Annotated in this window: 15 protein-coding genes; 7 read left to right on the top strand and 8 right to left on the bottom strand. The window is 64.6% G+C overall.

Features of this window, described 5'->3' with window-relative positions; genetic code table 11:
* Window positions 1–35 precede the first annotated feature (35 nt).
* From EV698_RS01450 to EV698_RS01430, 5 genes are read right to left on the bottom strand one after another with little or no spacing between them, the layout of a single operon-like run.
* Window positions 36–1,589, bottom strand: a complete 1,554-nt coding sequence (locus tag EV698_RS01450) for a cryptochrome/photolyase family protein (RefSeq protein ID WP_130502397.1) — start codon at window positions 1,587–1,589, stop codon at window positions 36–38.
* Window positions 1,586–2,401 carry a M23 family metallopeptidase gene (locus EV698_RS01445; protein ID WP_130503968.1) on the bottom strand — a complete coding sequence of 272 codons (816 nt, stop codon included), beginning with the start codon at window positions 2,399–2,401 and terminating at the stop codon, window positions 1,586–1,588. The genes EV698_RS01450 and EV698_RS01445 overlap by 4 nt, the downstream gene beginning before the upstream one ends.
* A gap of 31 nt (window positions 2,402–2,432) precedes the next feature.
* Window positions 2,433–2,921, bottom strand: coding sequence for a Fur family transcriptional regulator (locus EV698_RS01440; RefSeq protein ID WP_130502396.1), 489 nt, complete (start codon window positions 2,919–2,921; stop codon window positions 2,433–2,435).
* Window positions 2,893–3,669, bottom strand: coding sequence for a tRNA (adenosine(37)-N6)-threonylcarbamoyltransferase complex dimerization subunit type 1 TsaB (tsaB, locus tag EV698_RS01435; protein WP_130502395.1), 777 nt, complete (start codon window positions 3,667–3,669; stop codon window positions 2,893–2,895). The genes EV698_RS01440 and tsaB overlap by 29 nt, the downstream gene beginning before the upstream one ends.
* Complete coding sequence (locus tag EV698_RS01430; RefSeq protein WP_239016173.1) at window positions 3,666–4,988, bottom strand: MFS transporter; 1,323 nt, start codon at window positions 4,986–4,988, stop codon at window positions 3,666–3,668. Before EV698_RS01430 ends, tsaB begins: the two co-directional genes overlap by 4 nt.
* A 45-nt stretch (window positions 4,989–5,033) precedes the next feature.
* Between EV698_RS01430 and ectA the strand changes: the two genes are divergently transcribed.
* Both ectA and EV698_RS01420 read left to right on the top strand, forming a co-directional pair.
* Window positions 5,034–5,567: a diaminobutyrate acetyltransferase gene (gene ectA, locus EV698_RS01425; protein ID WP_130502394.1), complete on the top strand. Its 534-nt coding sequence runs from the start codon at window positions 5,034–5,036 to the stop codon at window positions 5,565–5,567.
* Window positions 5,568–5,614: 47 nt separating this feature from the next.
* Window positions 5,615–6,004: an ectoine synthase gene (locus EV698_RS01420; RefSeq protein ID WP_130502393.1), complete on the top strand. Its 390-nt coding sequence runs from the start codon at window positions 5,615–5,617 to the stop codon at window positions 6,002–6,004.
* Here the strand turns inward: EV698_RS01420 and EV698_RS01415 are convergent.
* Window positions 5,983–7,911: a DNA repair helicase YoaA gene (locus EV698_RS01415; RefSeq protein ID WP_130502392.1), complete on the bottom strand. Its 1,929-nt coding sequence runs from the start codon at window positions 7,909–7,911 to the stop codon at window positions 5,983–5,985. The two genes, EV698_RS01420 and EV698_RS01415, sit on opposite strands and share 22 nt — an antisense overlap.
* The gene (locus EV698_RS01410) at window positions 7,908–8,417 is read right to left on the bottom strand and encodes a disulfide bond formation protein B (RefSeq protein ID WP_130502391.1); all 510 of its coding nucleotides are present in this window, start codon (window positions 8,415–8,417) and stop codon (window positions 7,908–7,910) included. The genes EV698_RS01415 and EV698_RS01410 overlap by 4 nt, the downstream gene beginning before the upstream one ends.
* A gap of 65 nt (window positions 8,418–8,482) precedes the next feature.
* On the opposite strand from EV698_RS01410, the gene EV698_RS01405 reads away from it, so the two are divergent.
* A complete protein-coding gene (locus tag EV698_RS01405) occupies window positions 8,483–9,991 on the top strand; it encodes a protein adenylyltransferase SelO (protein ID WP_239016172.1) in 1,509 nt (502 codons plus the stop codon).
* Here EV698_RS01405 and EV698_RS01400 read toward each other — a convergent pair.
* Window positions 9,910–10,710, bottom strand: coding sequence for a Crp/Fnr family transcriptional regulator (locus EV698_RS01400; protein ID WP_130502390.1), 801 nt, complete (start codon window positions 10,708–10,710; stop codon window positions 9,910–9,912). The two genes, EV698_RS01405 and EV698_RS01400, sit on opposite strands and share 82 nt — an antisense overlap.
* Window positions 10,711–10,848: 138 nt before the next feature.
* Here EV698_RS01400 and EV698_RS01395 point away from each other — a divergent pair, with 138 nt between their 5' ends.
* The 4 genes from EV698_RS01395 to EV698_RS01380 all read left to right on the top strand — a co-directional run bounded on the left by EV698_RS01395 (window position 10,849) and on the right by EV698_RS01380 (window position 13,939).
* Window positions 10,849–12,183, top strand: coding sequence for an NAD(P)/FAD-dependent oxidoreductase (locus tag EV698_RS01395; protein ID WP_130502389.1), 1,335 nt, complete (start codon window positions 10,849–10,851; stop codon window positions 12,181–12,183).
* A gap of 11 nt (window positions 12,184–12,194) precedes the next feature.
* Complete coding sequence (locus tag EV698_RS01390; RefSeq protein WP_130502388.1) at window positions 12,195–12,542, top strand: DUF5368 family protein; 348 nt, start codon at window positions 12,195–12,197, stop codon at window positions 12,540–12,542.
* Between the two features lie 3 nt (window positions 12,543–12,545).
* Window positions 12,546–13,502, top strand: coding sequence for an SLAC1 anion channel family protein (locus EV698_RS01385; RefSeq protein WP_130502387.1), 957 nt, complete (start codon window positions 12,546–12,548; stop codon window positions 13,500–13,502).
* A gap of 98 nt (window positions 13,503–13,600) precedes the next feature.
* Window positions 13,601–13,939 (top strand): high-potential iron-sulfur protein, encoded by a 339-nt coding sequence (locus tag EV698_RS01380; RefSeq protein WP_130502386.1) that lies wholly within the window; start codon window positions 13,601–13,603, stop codon window positions 13,937–13,939.
* Window positions 13,940–13,945: the final 6 nt, after the last annotated feature.

Raw genomic sequence — 13,945 nt, 5'->3', positions numbered from 1 at the left:
CAGGACTCCCGTCAACCGCGTTGTGATCTCCTCCCTCAGGTCGTGCCCATGCGAGCCCGCAGTGTCTCGGCCTGCCGGCGGATCGCGGCGCGCTGGTCGTCGGTCTTGCGCTGCAGGTTGCGATACTGGAACTGGAGTCGGCGATTGCCGGCCAGCTGGTCTTCGTGACGATCCAGGAAATCCCAGTAGAAGGTCGTGAACGGACAGGCCTTCTCGCCCACCGCCTCTTTCGGGTTGTACCGGCACTGGCCACAGGCGTTGCTCATCCGGTCGATATAGGCACCGCTCGCACAATAAGGCTTGGTTCCCACCACGCCCCCGTCACCGAACTGGCTCATTCCCAGGGCATTGGGGAGACTGACCCAGTCGGCCGAATCCAGATAAAGGGCCATATGCCACTCGTGGAATGCGTACGGATGCGCACCGTAGAGCTGGGCAAACAGCCCGAGCACCATCAGGCGCTGGATGTGATGTGCATAGCCATGGCGCAGTAGCGCCGACATCGCATCGGCGACACAGGCCATGTCCGTCTGCCCGTCCCAGAAGAAAGACGGCAGATCGGCCTGGTGATCGAGGGCATTCAGATCGGCATACTCCGGCATCCGAAGCCAGTACACACCGCGAATGAACTCCCGCCAGCCAAGGATCTGGCGGACAAACCCCTCGACCGCGTTGAGCGGCGCATCGCCGGCCGTGAATGCTGCCTCCGCGCGCTCCAGGCAGGCTCGCGGGTCAAGCAGATGCAGATTGAGCGAGGTCGAGAGCCGGGCGTGATAGAGCAGCGGCTCACCCACCCAGATCGCATCCTGCCAGGTCCCGAATTCCGGTAGCCGATAACGGATGAAGTCATCGAGTGCGATCTGTGCCTGATCGGGCGTCACGGGCTGATTGAAATCGGCGGCATCGCCGGGGTGATCGCCATAGCGCTGGTGCACCATATCGATCACCCCGCGGGTAATGGCATCCGGCTCGAAAGCCGGGTGCGCCGGCAACTCGCCAGGCCCCGCCGGGCCAAAGGCCGCGCGGTTATCCTTGTCGAAATTCCAGGCGCCGCCGCTCGGCTTGTCGCCGTCCATCAGGACGTCGTGGCGCTTGCGCATGCTGCGGTAGAAATATTCCATCGTCAGGCTTTTTCGCCCTTCCGCCCACTTCTGGAACGCCTCGCGGCTTGCGAGGAAATGGCTGTCGCGATGCCACTCGAGCGTCGCTTCCGCCGCCGCCACGACATCGCACAGTGCCTGCTCGATCGACCAGTCACCGGCCTCCATCAGCGCCACTGTCTCCGGCTGCAGCCGCTGTAGATCCGCGGCCAGTCGGCCCGCCGGTCCGTCGATCGCGGCAGGCGAGTCGGCATCGTCGGCGGCGTGGTAGTGCACGGTCACGCCGCGTTCACGCAGCTCATCGCGCAGGTGCCGCATGGCGGCGAAATAGAGCACCAGCCGTTGCTGGTGCACCGCCCCGCCCGTTGGCTCGCTGACACTCTCCGCCATCCAGACTGCATCCCGCTGCGGATCGATATTGTCGAGTAGCGGACCATTGCGATCGAGCTGATCGCCCAGCACGACGATCAGTCGCCGAGGTGTATTCATTCGCTTCTTGCCTCCTGCATGGGGGGAACCAGCATCGACGGATCGATACGCTGATCAAACCAGTTCATTCGCCAGTCGAGGTGTGGCCCGGTTACCCGACCCGTCGCCCCCACTTCGGCAACGATCTGACCCTGGCGGACCGGGTCGCCCGGTTCTACCCGCATCGCGGACAGATGCAGGAAGCTCGACGACAGCCCCTGGCCATGATCGAGAATCAGCGTTCCGCCGGAGAAAAACAGATCCTCGGCGGCGAGGGTCACGACTCCGTCCGAGGGTGCGCGGACCGGTGTCCCGGTCGGTCGAGCGATATCAATGCCGTAGTGGGGCTGACGCGGCTCGCCGTTGAGAATGCGCTGACTGCCAAAGACCCCGGAAACGGGACCGGTCAGCGGCCAGATCCAGCCCGCATCGAAGTGGCGCGCCGGCAGCCGCTCGGACCGCGCCGACCGCACTGCGGCCGCATCGCGACGGATCCGCTCCAGGGTTTTTGAATCGGGGCTGACCTGGTTGCGATCGAGGCCATCGATACGCTGGATGTCGTAATCGCGCCGGGCCACCCGCAGGGTCCGTTGCTGACGCGCCCCGTCAGCGTGAATGACCGTTACGGTCGCGGTCTCGGGCGCATCCCGGCCGAGCCCGATCACGAATCGGCCCTCGGCATCCACGGGCACCTCATGGCCCATCGCGCGAACCTCCGCATCGGGGGCCACCCGTCCCTGCAACAGCCCGCCCTGTCGAAGCGGCCCGTCCATCTCCAGCGCCGCTGCCCCCGCCGAGAGGCACAGCAGCAGTAGAACGATCGCAATGTTCATTCCGGCCACGGCTTGGGGCCCTCCGTCGGGATCAGGACGTATCACCCACCAGCGGGCGACAGTGAGGGCAGATGCCCTCGATTTCCACGGTCTGTTCAAGCTGCACGAAGCCGAGGTCGCCGGCCCGATGGTCGAGAGACGCCTCAATGGCGTCATCATCAAGCTCGGCCACCCGGTGACAGTAGCGGCAGATCAGGAACTGGCCGTTGTGACTGTGCTCGGGATGGCCGCAACCGACATAGGCATTAATGGATGCCAGCCGGTGGACGAATCGCTCCGCCATGAGAAAATCCAGCGTCCGGTAGACGGTCGGCGGCGCCGCCGACGCGTTCCCGTCGCGCAGCCTTGCCAGCAGATCATAGGCCTTGACCGGCTGATGGCTCTCCCAGATCAGCTCCAGCACCCGGCGCCGCAGCGCGGTGAGCCGTCGCCCCCGCTGCGCGCAGAGGCGCTCGGCCTCGGCCAGCGCCTCGTCAATACAGTGTTGGTGATCATGATCGTCGCCGGGGAAAACCGCCATCCGCCTCATCTCCTGGTACGGACGACAAGCCTAAGCGCTCGGCCTTGTCCGCGAAACCCTGGGCCGGCTGGGCCACGCGGTTGCGCAGATAAACCGGTTCCAGCCGCTCGCCGGGGAGGCTGTCTCCCTCTTCCAGACAACGCCGCGCAAGCGGCATGGCCGCCCCCATGTCGGGTGCGCAGTCGGGCCACACGCCGATCAGTCCGGTCGCATCGGCCAGCGGCGGATAGGCGGCGAAGCCACTGCCGGCACCGATCCACCGCCCGGCGGGCAGGGTCGGACTGACCGGCGCCCCGAGCCACTCCCCGGTCACCGCCGCGGTGGTTGACTCCCCCTCCGCCACGCCGCGACGGAACATCCCGCCGTAGATCTCCCCCATCCGCGCGTCCAGCATCACCAGCGCACCGGCTGCGGCCGCGTCGGCCTGCAAGGCGGTCTCCGCGACGACCCGAAGGGTCGACAAACCCACCACCGGCCGATCCAGCCCCAACGCCAGGCCCTGACCGATGCCGGTACTGATGCGCACGCCGGTGAAACCACCGGGTCCCCGGGTACAGGCGATGGCATCGATGGCGGAGCGACCCAACCCGGCCTCCGCCAGCAGTTCATCCGCGAACGCGAGGGTCGTCGAGGTCTGGCCTTTGCGCTGATGCACAGTGCGGGTACGAACTGACCCGTTGACGCCCAGGGCGACACTGCAGATCCCGGTGGTCGCATCAATGCCGAGAATCACGGGCAATGGTTTCATGGCTCGGCCTCCGGTTCAGGCGCATCGGCGATACCCGCCTCGAAATCGAATTCCAGCTGGACCTCCTCGTAGTAGGGGTCAAGGCCGCCGGCGTAAACCGCTTCCTGGGGCACGATCCGGTAGGTAGCCGGCTCCCCCACGGGGATTGGCGGACCAATGCGCTGCCGCAGCCAGGCGAAACTACCCAGCAACAGCCCGGCCCCCGCCAGGGTCCAGAACAGCCCCGCCGGCCCCGTGAACGACATCAGCTGCGAGGCGATCAGCGGCCCGAGGATCATCCCCGCACCATGGACCAGCAACAGGCTGGCACTGGCGCCGAGCATCTGTTGCGGCTTGATGAAGTCATTCGCCAGCGACAGCGAGATCGGATAGAGCGTAAAGGCGAGCCCGCCCCAGAGAATCGCCATGCCGATAACCAGTAGTTCGCTATGCCCGGTGACGTAGACGATACCCAGGCTGGTCCCCGTCATGAGGAAGCTTACCCCCATCAGCACATCGCGGCGATTGAAACGATCCGAGAGATGGCCGATCGGCCACTGCAAAAGGAAACCGCCAAGGATGCTCAGCCCCATCAGCCACGCGATGCGGCTGTCAGTGAAGCCGGCACTACGGGCATAGACCGGCGCGAGACCGAGGAACGCGCCACCGACCGTCCCGGCAAGCGCGGAACCGACTACGCCGAGTGGCGAGGCATCGAAAAGATCACGCAGGCCGACGCGTTCGACCACGGGTAACGCCGGCGATGCGATCCGGGTGATCGTCACCGGCACCACCGCTGCGGCAATCAGCATCGCGGCAAGGCTGAAGAGCTCGAACCCGCCCGGTTTGCCGATCATGAGCAGGAACTGCCCACCGCCGAGACCGACATAACTGACGATGCTGTAGACGCCGAGCACCTGGCCCCGCCGGTCACTCGGCGTACGGTCGTTGAGCCAGCTCTCGGTGACCATGTAGAGGCCCGCGAGGCTGAACCCGTAGGCAACCCGCATCGCGCCCCAGAGCCACGGATCGATGAGCAGGGGGTAGACCAGGGTACTGATTGCCGCCATGGCCGCGAATGCCGCGAAACTGCGGATGTGGCCCACCTGCGAGATGATGCCGGCGCAGACCAGCGTTGCCAGCACGAATCCCACCGAGTATCCGGCCGTGACAATACCGATGACACCGGTATTGAAGGCCTCCTCGGACATACGCACACCGACCAGCGTCGTAAGCAGGCCGCCGCCAGTCAGCAGCAGTCCGAACGACACGAACAGTGCAATTAGCGGTGAAAGCGTGCGGTGCATATGGGTCGGAGGATAGTCGACCTGCCGCGGCATTGCTACTATCGGGAGCCACGCGGACAGGCCAATACGGGGGCAGGATTGATCGACGAAGAGATCCCTGACAAGGGTATCCGGCTGCGCTCACCCACGGCGGATGAGGGCGGTGCAATGTGGACGGTCGCACGGGATACACAAACGCTCGATCTCAACTCGAGCTATCTCTACATGCTGCTTGCGCGGGATTTTGCCGATACCTGCGTCATTGCCGAGCATCACGGCCGGATCGTTGGATTTGCCAGCGGCTATCGCCGACCGCGACACCCCGAAGTGGTGTTTCTCTGGCAGGTCGGCATCCGTCCCGGCCTGCAGGGACAGGGACTGGGCAAGCGCCTGATCGCCGCTTTCCTGCGCCAGCCCGGCGCCGATCGTGCCAGCATGCTCGAGACGACCATCGCCCCCGATAACGAGGCCTCACGGGCGCTATTCCAGTCGATGGCGCGGGAGCTGGATGCGGAATGCCGGATCGATCCCTGCTTTCGGGCGGAGGACTTCCCGGATTCCGGCCACCCGGCGGAGGAGTTGTTCACGATCGGCCCCTATCGCCCGTCGGCCCTCAATCGACTCGCCCCCTGAGCGGGCGCTCCCACACACGCACCCGAAACGACACAAGGACTCACAGAATGAAAATCGTTGATCTGGAAGACATCAAGGGCTCCGAGCGCGAAATCCAGGGCCCCGGCTGGACCAGCCGTCGTCTGCTGCTGAAAAAGGATGGCATGGGCTTCTCCTTCCACGAGACCATCATCCCTGCCGGCGCCGAAATGACGCTCTGGTACAAGAATCATCTCGAGGCGGTCTACTGCGTCGAGGGCAATGGCAGCATCGAAGACCTGGCGACTGGCGAACGCCATGAGATTCGGGATGGCGTGCTCTATGCCCTCGACCAGCACGATCGCCATGTCCTGCGCGGCGGGACCGAAGACATGCGCCTCATCTGCGCCTTCAACCCGCCGGTTACGGGTCGTGAGACCCACGACGCCGATGGCTCCTACGAGCTCGTCGAGGACTGATCCGAGAAGAACGCAGTCACGGCATCAAGGTCGCGGACCAGAGGCATCGGCGGCAGGCTGCGGCGGAAAAGCCGGCCATAGGGCTTGCTGACGAGACGGCTGTCACCGAGTACCAGCACGCCCCGGTCCGCGGCATCGCGGATCAGGCGACCAACGCCCTGGCGAAGACCGATAATGGCCTCCGGCAGCTGATATTCGCCAAACGGGTTACGGCCCTGGTCGCGCAGCCACGCCGCCCGCGCCTGCAAAACCGGATCTCCCGGCGAGGCGAAGGGCAATCGGTCGATCATCACGCAGGATAGCGCCGGCCCGCGAACATCCACGCCCTCCCAAAAGGACTGGGTGCCCAGCAGGATAGCCCCGGTTGTCTGCCGGAAGCGCTCCAGCAGCTGCTTGGGCGCGGCGTCACCCTGCACCATCAGGCCCGACCAGCCGCGGCCACGCAGCCACTCGGCCGCCTGCTGCAGGGCCCGGTGACTGGTGAACAGCATGAATGCCCGCCCCTCGCTCGCCTCCAGTACCGGCTCCACCGCCTGCAGGTAGGCCTCGTTGAAGCGCGGGTCCCGCGGTTCCGGCAGTGACGCCGGGAGGTACAGGAGGGTGTTGGCGGCATAGTCGAAGGGGCTGTCGAGCTGCAATGTCTGCGCCGACTCCACCCCGAGCCGGCGCTGGAAATGCTCGAACGACCCGTTGACGCTCAACGTGGCCGAAGTGAGCACCCAGGACTGGCCGTGGCGTGAACGGCTCCTGCGAAAATGCTCGGCGACATCCAGCGGTGTCAGCCGCAGCGCGAACCCCTGGCCGCGGGTCTCCACCCAGGCCACCTCGCGGGTGTCGGATTCGTTGGCGAGAAAGCCGCGCAGCGAGGAATGGAGTTCGTCACTGCGCTTGTGACAATTCTCCAGTCCCCGGCCACGGGCGGCCTGGGGGGCGAGCGCCTCGGTCAGCGACTCGAGGGCGGCGGCAAGGTCCGTCGCCGCCTCGACCGCCGCCTCGGGCGCTTCCGCCCATGCGGTCCGAGTGCCATCACCAAGGGTGAGTCGCAACACCGAGCTCTGACGCTCCACCGCTCCGGCACGCTCCGCCAGGTCGGCCGAATCACCGGCCTCGCGCTGCTGCTCGAGCCGGGTGTCGCGCACCAGATCCTGTAGCTGACGGCTGGAAATCGTGACGCCAAAGAATCGCGCGGCGGTCTCCGGCAATTGATGGGCCTCGTCGAGGATGTAGACATCCGCGCTCGGCAGCACCTCGCCATAGCCGCCCTCGCGGAGCGCCCAGTCGGCCATCAGCAGATGGTGATTGACCACCACGACATCCGCTTCCTGGGCCTCACGGCGGGCCTCCATCAAAAAACAGTCGGCATAGAGCGGGCAGTTCTGACCCAGGCAATTATCCGCCGTCGACGTCACCCGTGGCTGCAGCCGTCCCTCGGCACTGCCGGCCGGCGCCTCGGCCAGATCACCGCTGCGCGTCCGCCCCGCCCAGGCCCGAAGCTGCTGCAGGCCGTCGGCCATCGCCGTGGTCTCCAGACGACCCTCTTCAAGAGTCCGCTCCATGCGGTAGAGGCAGAGGTAATTCCCCCGCCCCTTCAACAGCGCGGTACGGACCGGACGCCCCAGTGCGTCGCGGGCGAGTGGCAGATCGCGATGATAGAGCTGATCCTGCAGCGTTCGCGTCCCGGTGGAGATAACCACCCGCTGCCCCGACAGAAGCGCCGGGATGAGGTAGGCGAGCGTCTTGCCGGTCCCGGTCCCCGCCTCCACCACCAGGGACTCGTCGGCCTCGATGGCGGCGGCGACCGCGTGCGCCATGCGCAGCTGCTCGTCGCGCGGCGCATAGTCATCGAGGACGTCGGCAAGGGGGCCATCAGCTGCCAGTGCGCGGTCGACCGCTGGATATGCGGTCATCGCTGTACCGCTCTCCGCCCGGCACCCAGGTTGACGTAAATGGCAACGGCGCCCAGGAGCGCATAGATCAGCAACGTCCACAGCGGAATACTTACCCCGAGCACCCGATCGACCTCGGCACACTCCCCGGATCCCGCAAGCACCATCCCGATCACCTCGGTCATAGGGAATACACCCACCAGGTAATCCAGGCCGGGGCCGCAGGCCGGGACCTGATCAGCGGGCAGTGACTGCAGCCAGAGATGCCGCCACGCGAGACCGATACCGGCAGCCACTCCGACCAGGCTGGACGCGGCGACGATACGCCCGGGGAAGAAAACCCCCACCAGGAGGACGGCCCCGATCACGAGGAATGCGATCCGCTGGAAGACGCAGAGCGGGCAGGGCTCCATCCCGCCGATGGCCTCCAGAAGCAGCGCCACCCCCACCAGGGCGAAACAGATCAGTGCAATGAAGAGATTGACCCGGGCCGGTTGCCGCCACTGGTGCCTGATAAACGCGATCATCCGTATAGTTTGCCGAATGGGTCCCGGCCTCGCCATCCCCTTTCGTCATCGGATACGGTGACCCCATGACAATGACATCGCTCGATAACCGCTATCCCGACGAGGCCCCCGAAGGCGGCTACGCGTACTGCGAGCCGACACCGGCCCCCGCTCCCGCCATGCGGCTCGTCAACCACGACCTGGCCGCCGACCTGGGTCTCGATTCGCAGTGGCTCCGGGGTACCGGCGCAGCGGCCCTCTGGACAGGGACGCAACTACCCCCCGGCACTCGTCCTGTCGCCCTCGCCTATGCCGGTCATCAGTTCGGGCAACCGGTCGCGCAGCTCGGCGACGGCCGGGCGCTGATCATTGGCCAGCTCACCGACCGGGACGGACGCCTGCGGGATCTCCAGCTCAAGGGATCGGGTCCGACGCCCTTCTCCCGGGCCGGCGACGGCCGAGCGGCGCTGGGCCCGGTGCTGCGAGAGTATATCGTCAGCGAGGCGATGCATGCGCTCGGCATCCCCACGAGCCGGGCGCTGACGGTGGCGACAACCGGTGAGACCATCCATCGGCAGTTCGGGCCCGAACCAGGCGCGGTACTCACCCGCGTCGCGGCAAGCCATCTGCGCTTCGGGACCTTCGAGTACTTCGCCCATCGCGGTGATACGGCGGCGCTGCAGACCCTCACCGACAATGCCATCAACTGGCATTACCCGGACCTGCGCTCGCTACCTCCCGCGGAACGCCCGGCAGCACTGCTGCAGCGGGTCGTCGAGCAAACCGCCACGCTGATCAGCGAGTGGCTGCGGGTCGGGTTTATTCACGGCGTCATGAACACCGACAACATGACAATCAGCGGCGAGACGCTGGATTACGGACCCTGCGCATTCATGGACGGTTTTCGACCCGACCGGGTTTTCAGCTCCATTGACGCCCGCGGGCGCTATGCCTGGAACCAGCAGCCCCGGATCGGTCACTGGAACCTGACCCGACTGGCGGAGTGCCTCATCCCGCTGCTGGACGATGACGAGGACGCCGCCGTCAAACGCGCCGAGACCATTCTCGAGACCTACCCGGCCCAATTCGAGGCCCGTTATAACCGGGTGCTAGCCGCGAAACTGGGGCTGCTGGACCGCGAGGACGAGGTCACGACGGCATCTCCCGAGGATGGCGAACTGGGTGAGCGCTTCCTGGGGCTCATGGCGCGGCACGAGGCCGACTTCACGAACAGCTGGCGCGCACTGGCAGAGGGACCACCCGATAGCCCTGCACAGATTGATCACATGAGCCAGTGGCTGGGGGATACTGACGAGTTGAGGCACTGGATGGCGGATTATGCGAACCGCCTCGAACGGGCGGGAGTCAGCGAGTCGCGGCGGCGGCTTCACATGGACCATGCCAATCCCGCCATCATCCCTCGCAACTACCGGATCGAGACGGCCATCGAGGCCGCCCGGCAGGGCGACATGGATCCGGCGGAGCGGCTAATGGTGGCGCTTCGCTCGCCTTATCAGCTCCCGGAGGCCTCGCCGTGGCTGCGCTCCCCGCCTTCCGCGGACGAAGTGGTGCCGGCCACGTTCTGCGGGACCTGATCCGGGCTATTCAGCGCCGCAATCGGGTCGGCCATGGCCTGCAGGCGATCCGGATCGACAAAGCGTACATTACGGCCACTCGCCTCGATCAGACCCTCACGGCGCAAATAGGTGAACATGCGACTGGTGGTCTCCGGCGTCAGACCAATGGAGGACCCGAGCTCCGCCCGGGACATGGGCAGGCGGATGGTATCGGCTAACGGCCGACCACCCCCCATCCGGAGCCGCAGCGACAGCAGCAGGAAGGCCAGCCGGGCCGGGGCGGCATGGCCAGCCATCGCTGCATAAGCGCCCTGCTCGGTGAGGATCACCCCGCTCATCAGCCGCATGAGTTGACGTCGCAACGGCGGGGATTCATCCGCGACCCGCGACAGCCCCTGATACGACAGCGAGCATACCGCCGTACGCTGCAGCGCGATGGCGGTGTTGACGTAACGCTCGGCATGAATCGCGGTCAGCCCGAAGAACTCCCCCGGCAGGTGGAACGAGAGCACCTGCTCATCGCCGTTATCGTCGAATTCGACCGTTTTGACCGCACCGAAGCGCACGGCGAAAATCGCCGAAAAAGGGGTCCGGTCGGTATAGATCCGGGTGCCGGGCGCTACCGGTGGATGCTGCGTGGCAACATGACGCAGACGCTCCACGACCGGCTCACCGAGAACGGCCGGCGAGGCCGCATCCAGCGCCAGGCAGGGCGATGATTCAGCGTTGTTTTCCATGGCACCTTGTGCGTCTCGGTAGGGGGGCTATTCTTTCAATATCGCGTCGGCTAATCGGTGACATTGTCACTGTGTACCAGACCCTGATCACAGGACACTATAAGAATAAAGGCAACCTGCCTTCCCCGAGGAGGAAACATGGAAAAAGCAAATGCAACGGACACTTCCCGTCGGCGTTTTCTGGCCGGATCCGCCATGGCGGCGGGCGCGGCGGCAAGCGGTATAGGCGGTGGAGCGCTGTTTAAAAGTGGTACCGCAAAAGCCGTATCCACCAATGCCCGGATCGTTATTGCCGGCGCCGGCGCCGCCGGTCTATCGATCGCAACACGGCTCAATCGCCAGCTTGATGGCGCTCGTATCACGCTCATCGACAGTCACCAGGTCCATCTCTATCAGCCCGGACTGACACTGGTGGCCACGGGCATCTGGGAGGCGGATCACGTCGCGGATCGCAACGCCCGCTACATGCCGGATAGCGCCGAATGGATCCAGGATGATGTTGTTGCCTTCCATCCGGATCGCAACCAGGTCGAAACGGCAGACGGCAGCCGGGTCGACTACGATTACCTCGTCGTCACGACGGGACTGCAACTCAACTTCGATGAGATCGAGGGAATGGATCCGAGTCTCATCGGCAGCAACGGGATCGGTTGCGTCTACGACACGCCGGATAACGCCGCCGGGACCTGGAATGCCGCCAGCGACTATATCCGCAATGGTGGTGTCGGGCTATTTACCCGCCCGCCGGGACCGATCAAGTGTGCCGGTGCGCCACTCAAGGTCATGATGCTCACCGAGGATGCGCTGCAGGACAGCGGCATGCGCGATCGGGCGGAGATGCATTACCTGCCGCCGGCCGAGGGGCTTTTCTCGCAGCCGGATACCAACGATTTTCTCGTATCCTATCTCCCGGAGAAGCGAAACATCGCCATCGACTGGAACCATCCGCTGGCAGGGATTGATCCGGAGAATCGTCGCGCGACCTTCGCGACGCCGGAGGGATCACGGACACTGGACTACGACTTTATCCACGTTGTCCCGCCCATGTCGGCTCCCGACATGATCCGCTACGGCGATCTCGGCTGGCAGGAGGGCGACTTCCGGGGCTGGCTCGAAGTGGATCAGTACAGCATGCAGCATCGTCGCTATCCGAACGTATTCGGTGCCGGCGATGTGGTCGGCACACCGGTGGGCAAGACCGCGGCCAGCGTCAAGGCGCAGGCACCGGTGGTGGCGGACAACCTGGTCGCGGCCATCGATGATCGGGAACTGCCGATGGAATGGACGGGCTACACGTCCTGCCCGCTGATCACCGAAAAGGGCCAGGCGATGCTGGTGGAATTCGACTTCAGCCTCGAGATGACGCCCTCGTTCGATTTCCTCAAGGCGCTTGAGCCGCAGTGGGCGCCGTGGTTTCTCAAGGAGCGCATGCTGCACGCGGCCTATAACGCCATGCTCCGCGGCCGGGTATAAGGAGAGACATCATGGAATTCTCGATTTTCGGTATTCTCGCAGTGGTGCTGGAGCTATTCCGGCCGATTCTCCTGCCCCTCGGGCTGGTTATACTCGTGGATCTGTTCATCTTCGCCATGGTTGTCGGCCGCTACCGTCGGCTCAACCTGGCCCGTGGCATCCGCACCGCAGCCGGTATCGGAGTGCTATTCGGCATCGCCGCTGCGCTCTACTTCCCGGCCTGGACCGGCGCCAGCCTGACGCAGCTCCAGAGCGCCATCGACTACCTGGCGATCATTGCCGCCGGTGTCGGGATTGGATTCGCGTCGGCCTGCATCGTCTATCCACCCCTACAGCTCATGATGAGGAAAAAGGCCTGACGGATGCCTGACTCGCCAAGACTTCAGCACCTGCCCATCGCCCTGTTCGCCATGGTGATGGGCCTTTCCGGCCTGACACTGGTCTGGCAGAAGTGCGCATCGATATTCGATTTACCCGTTACGATCGGCCAGGGCCTGCTTGTCCTGACCGGCACCCTTTTCGCGCTGTTGCTATCAGCGTATGGGGTCAAGCTAATGCGCCATCCCGACGCGGTAAGGGCGGAGCTGAATCATCCCGTAAAACTCAGTTTTTTCGCCACGATCACGATCAGCCTGATCCTGATGGGTACGGCGACGCGGCATATGCTGCCAGACCTCTCACTGACCCTCTGGGCGGTCGGCGCGTCCCTGCATCTGGTGCTGACACTGTTTATCGTCGATCGCTGGATGCACCATGACCACTTTCAGGTCAAACATATCAATCCGGCCTGGTTTATCCCGGCGGTGGGCAACATCCTCGTTCCCATCGCCGGCATGACTCATGGCTACGAGGCAGCGTCGTGGTTTTTCTTCAGCATTGGGCTGATTTTCTGGATGATTCTGCTGACGATCATCTTCTACCGCATTATCTTCCACGATCCGCTGCCGGGCCGACTCCTGCCCACGCTTTTCATCCTTATCGCCCCACCGGCGGTCGGATTCATCGCCTACGTCGACATGGTGGATGCGATCGATCCCTTCGCCCGTATCCTGTTCAACACGGGGCTTTTCATGACGCTGCTCGTGGCCTCGCAGATCGGTCGATTCGCCCGTCTCCCGTTTTTTCTCTCGTTCTGGGCCTATTCGTTTCCGCTCGCGGCAATGACTATCGCGACGCTGATCTACCAGCAGCACACTGGGACTGGGTGGGCACAGTGGCTGAGCGTAGCCCTGATCACGGTGACCACCGGGGTTATTCTCTGGCTGTCGATGCTGACCCTGCAGGCGGCAGGACGCGGACAGATCTGCGTCCCCGAGTAGCGCTCATGCTTTCCTGAACGATTCGCAGTCGGTAGGCTGATGGTGAAAATTAAAACGCTTCCAAAGCGATTTCCTGACCACCATCAAGGGGTGAAGACATGACCGATAATAATTTCCGCAACGACCGCCGTCGTCTCCTGCGGGGTGCGCTGATGGGTGTGGCCGCCGCACCGATCGGCTATATGGGCGTTCGCGGCTCCAACGCACTCGCCCAGGATATGCCGAAGCTTGCCGAGGACGACCCGCAGGCAGTGGCGCTTAACTACGTGCATGACGCGACCGAAAAAGACGATATGCGCGAATCGGGAGCGGTCTGCGCCAACTGCCGGCTTTATCTCGGTAACTCGGACGATACATGGGGCGGTTGCACGGCATTCCCGGGCAAGGCGGTCAACACGAACGGCTGGTGCAGCGCCTGGGTGCAAGCCAGCAGCTAGTAGAGA

It is taken from the genome of Spiribacter vilamensis, assembly GCF_004217415.1.
GTDB classification, from domain to species: domain Bacteria; phylum Pseudomonadota; class Gammaproteobacteria; order Nitrococcales; family Nitrococcaceae; genus Spiribacter; species Spiribacter vilamensis.
This window is presented reverse-complemented; position numbering and strand designations above follow the sequence as displayed.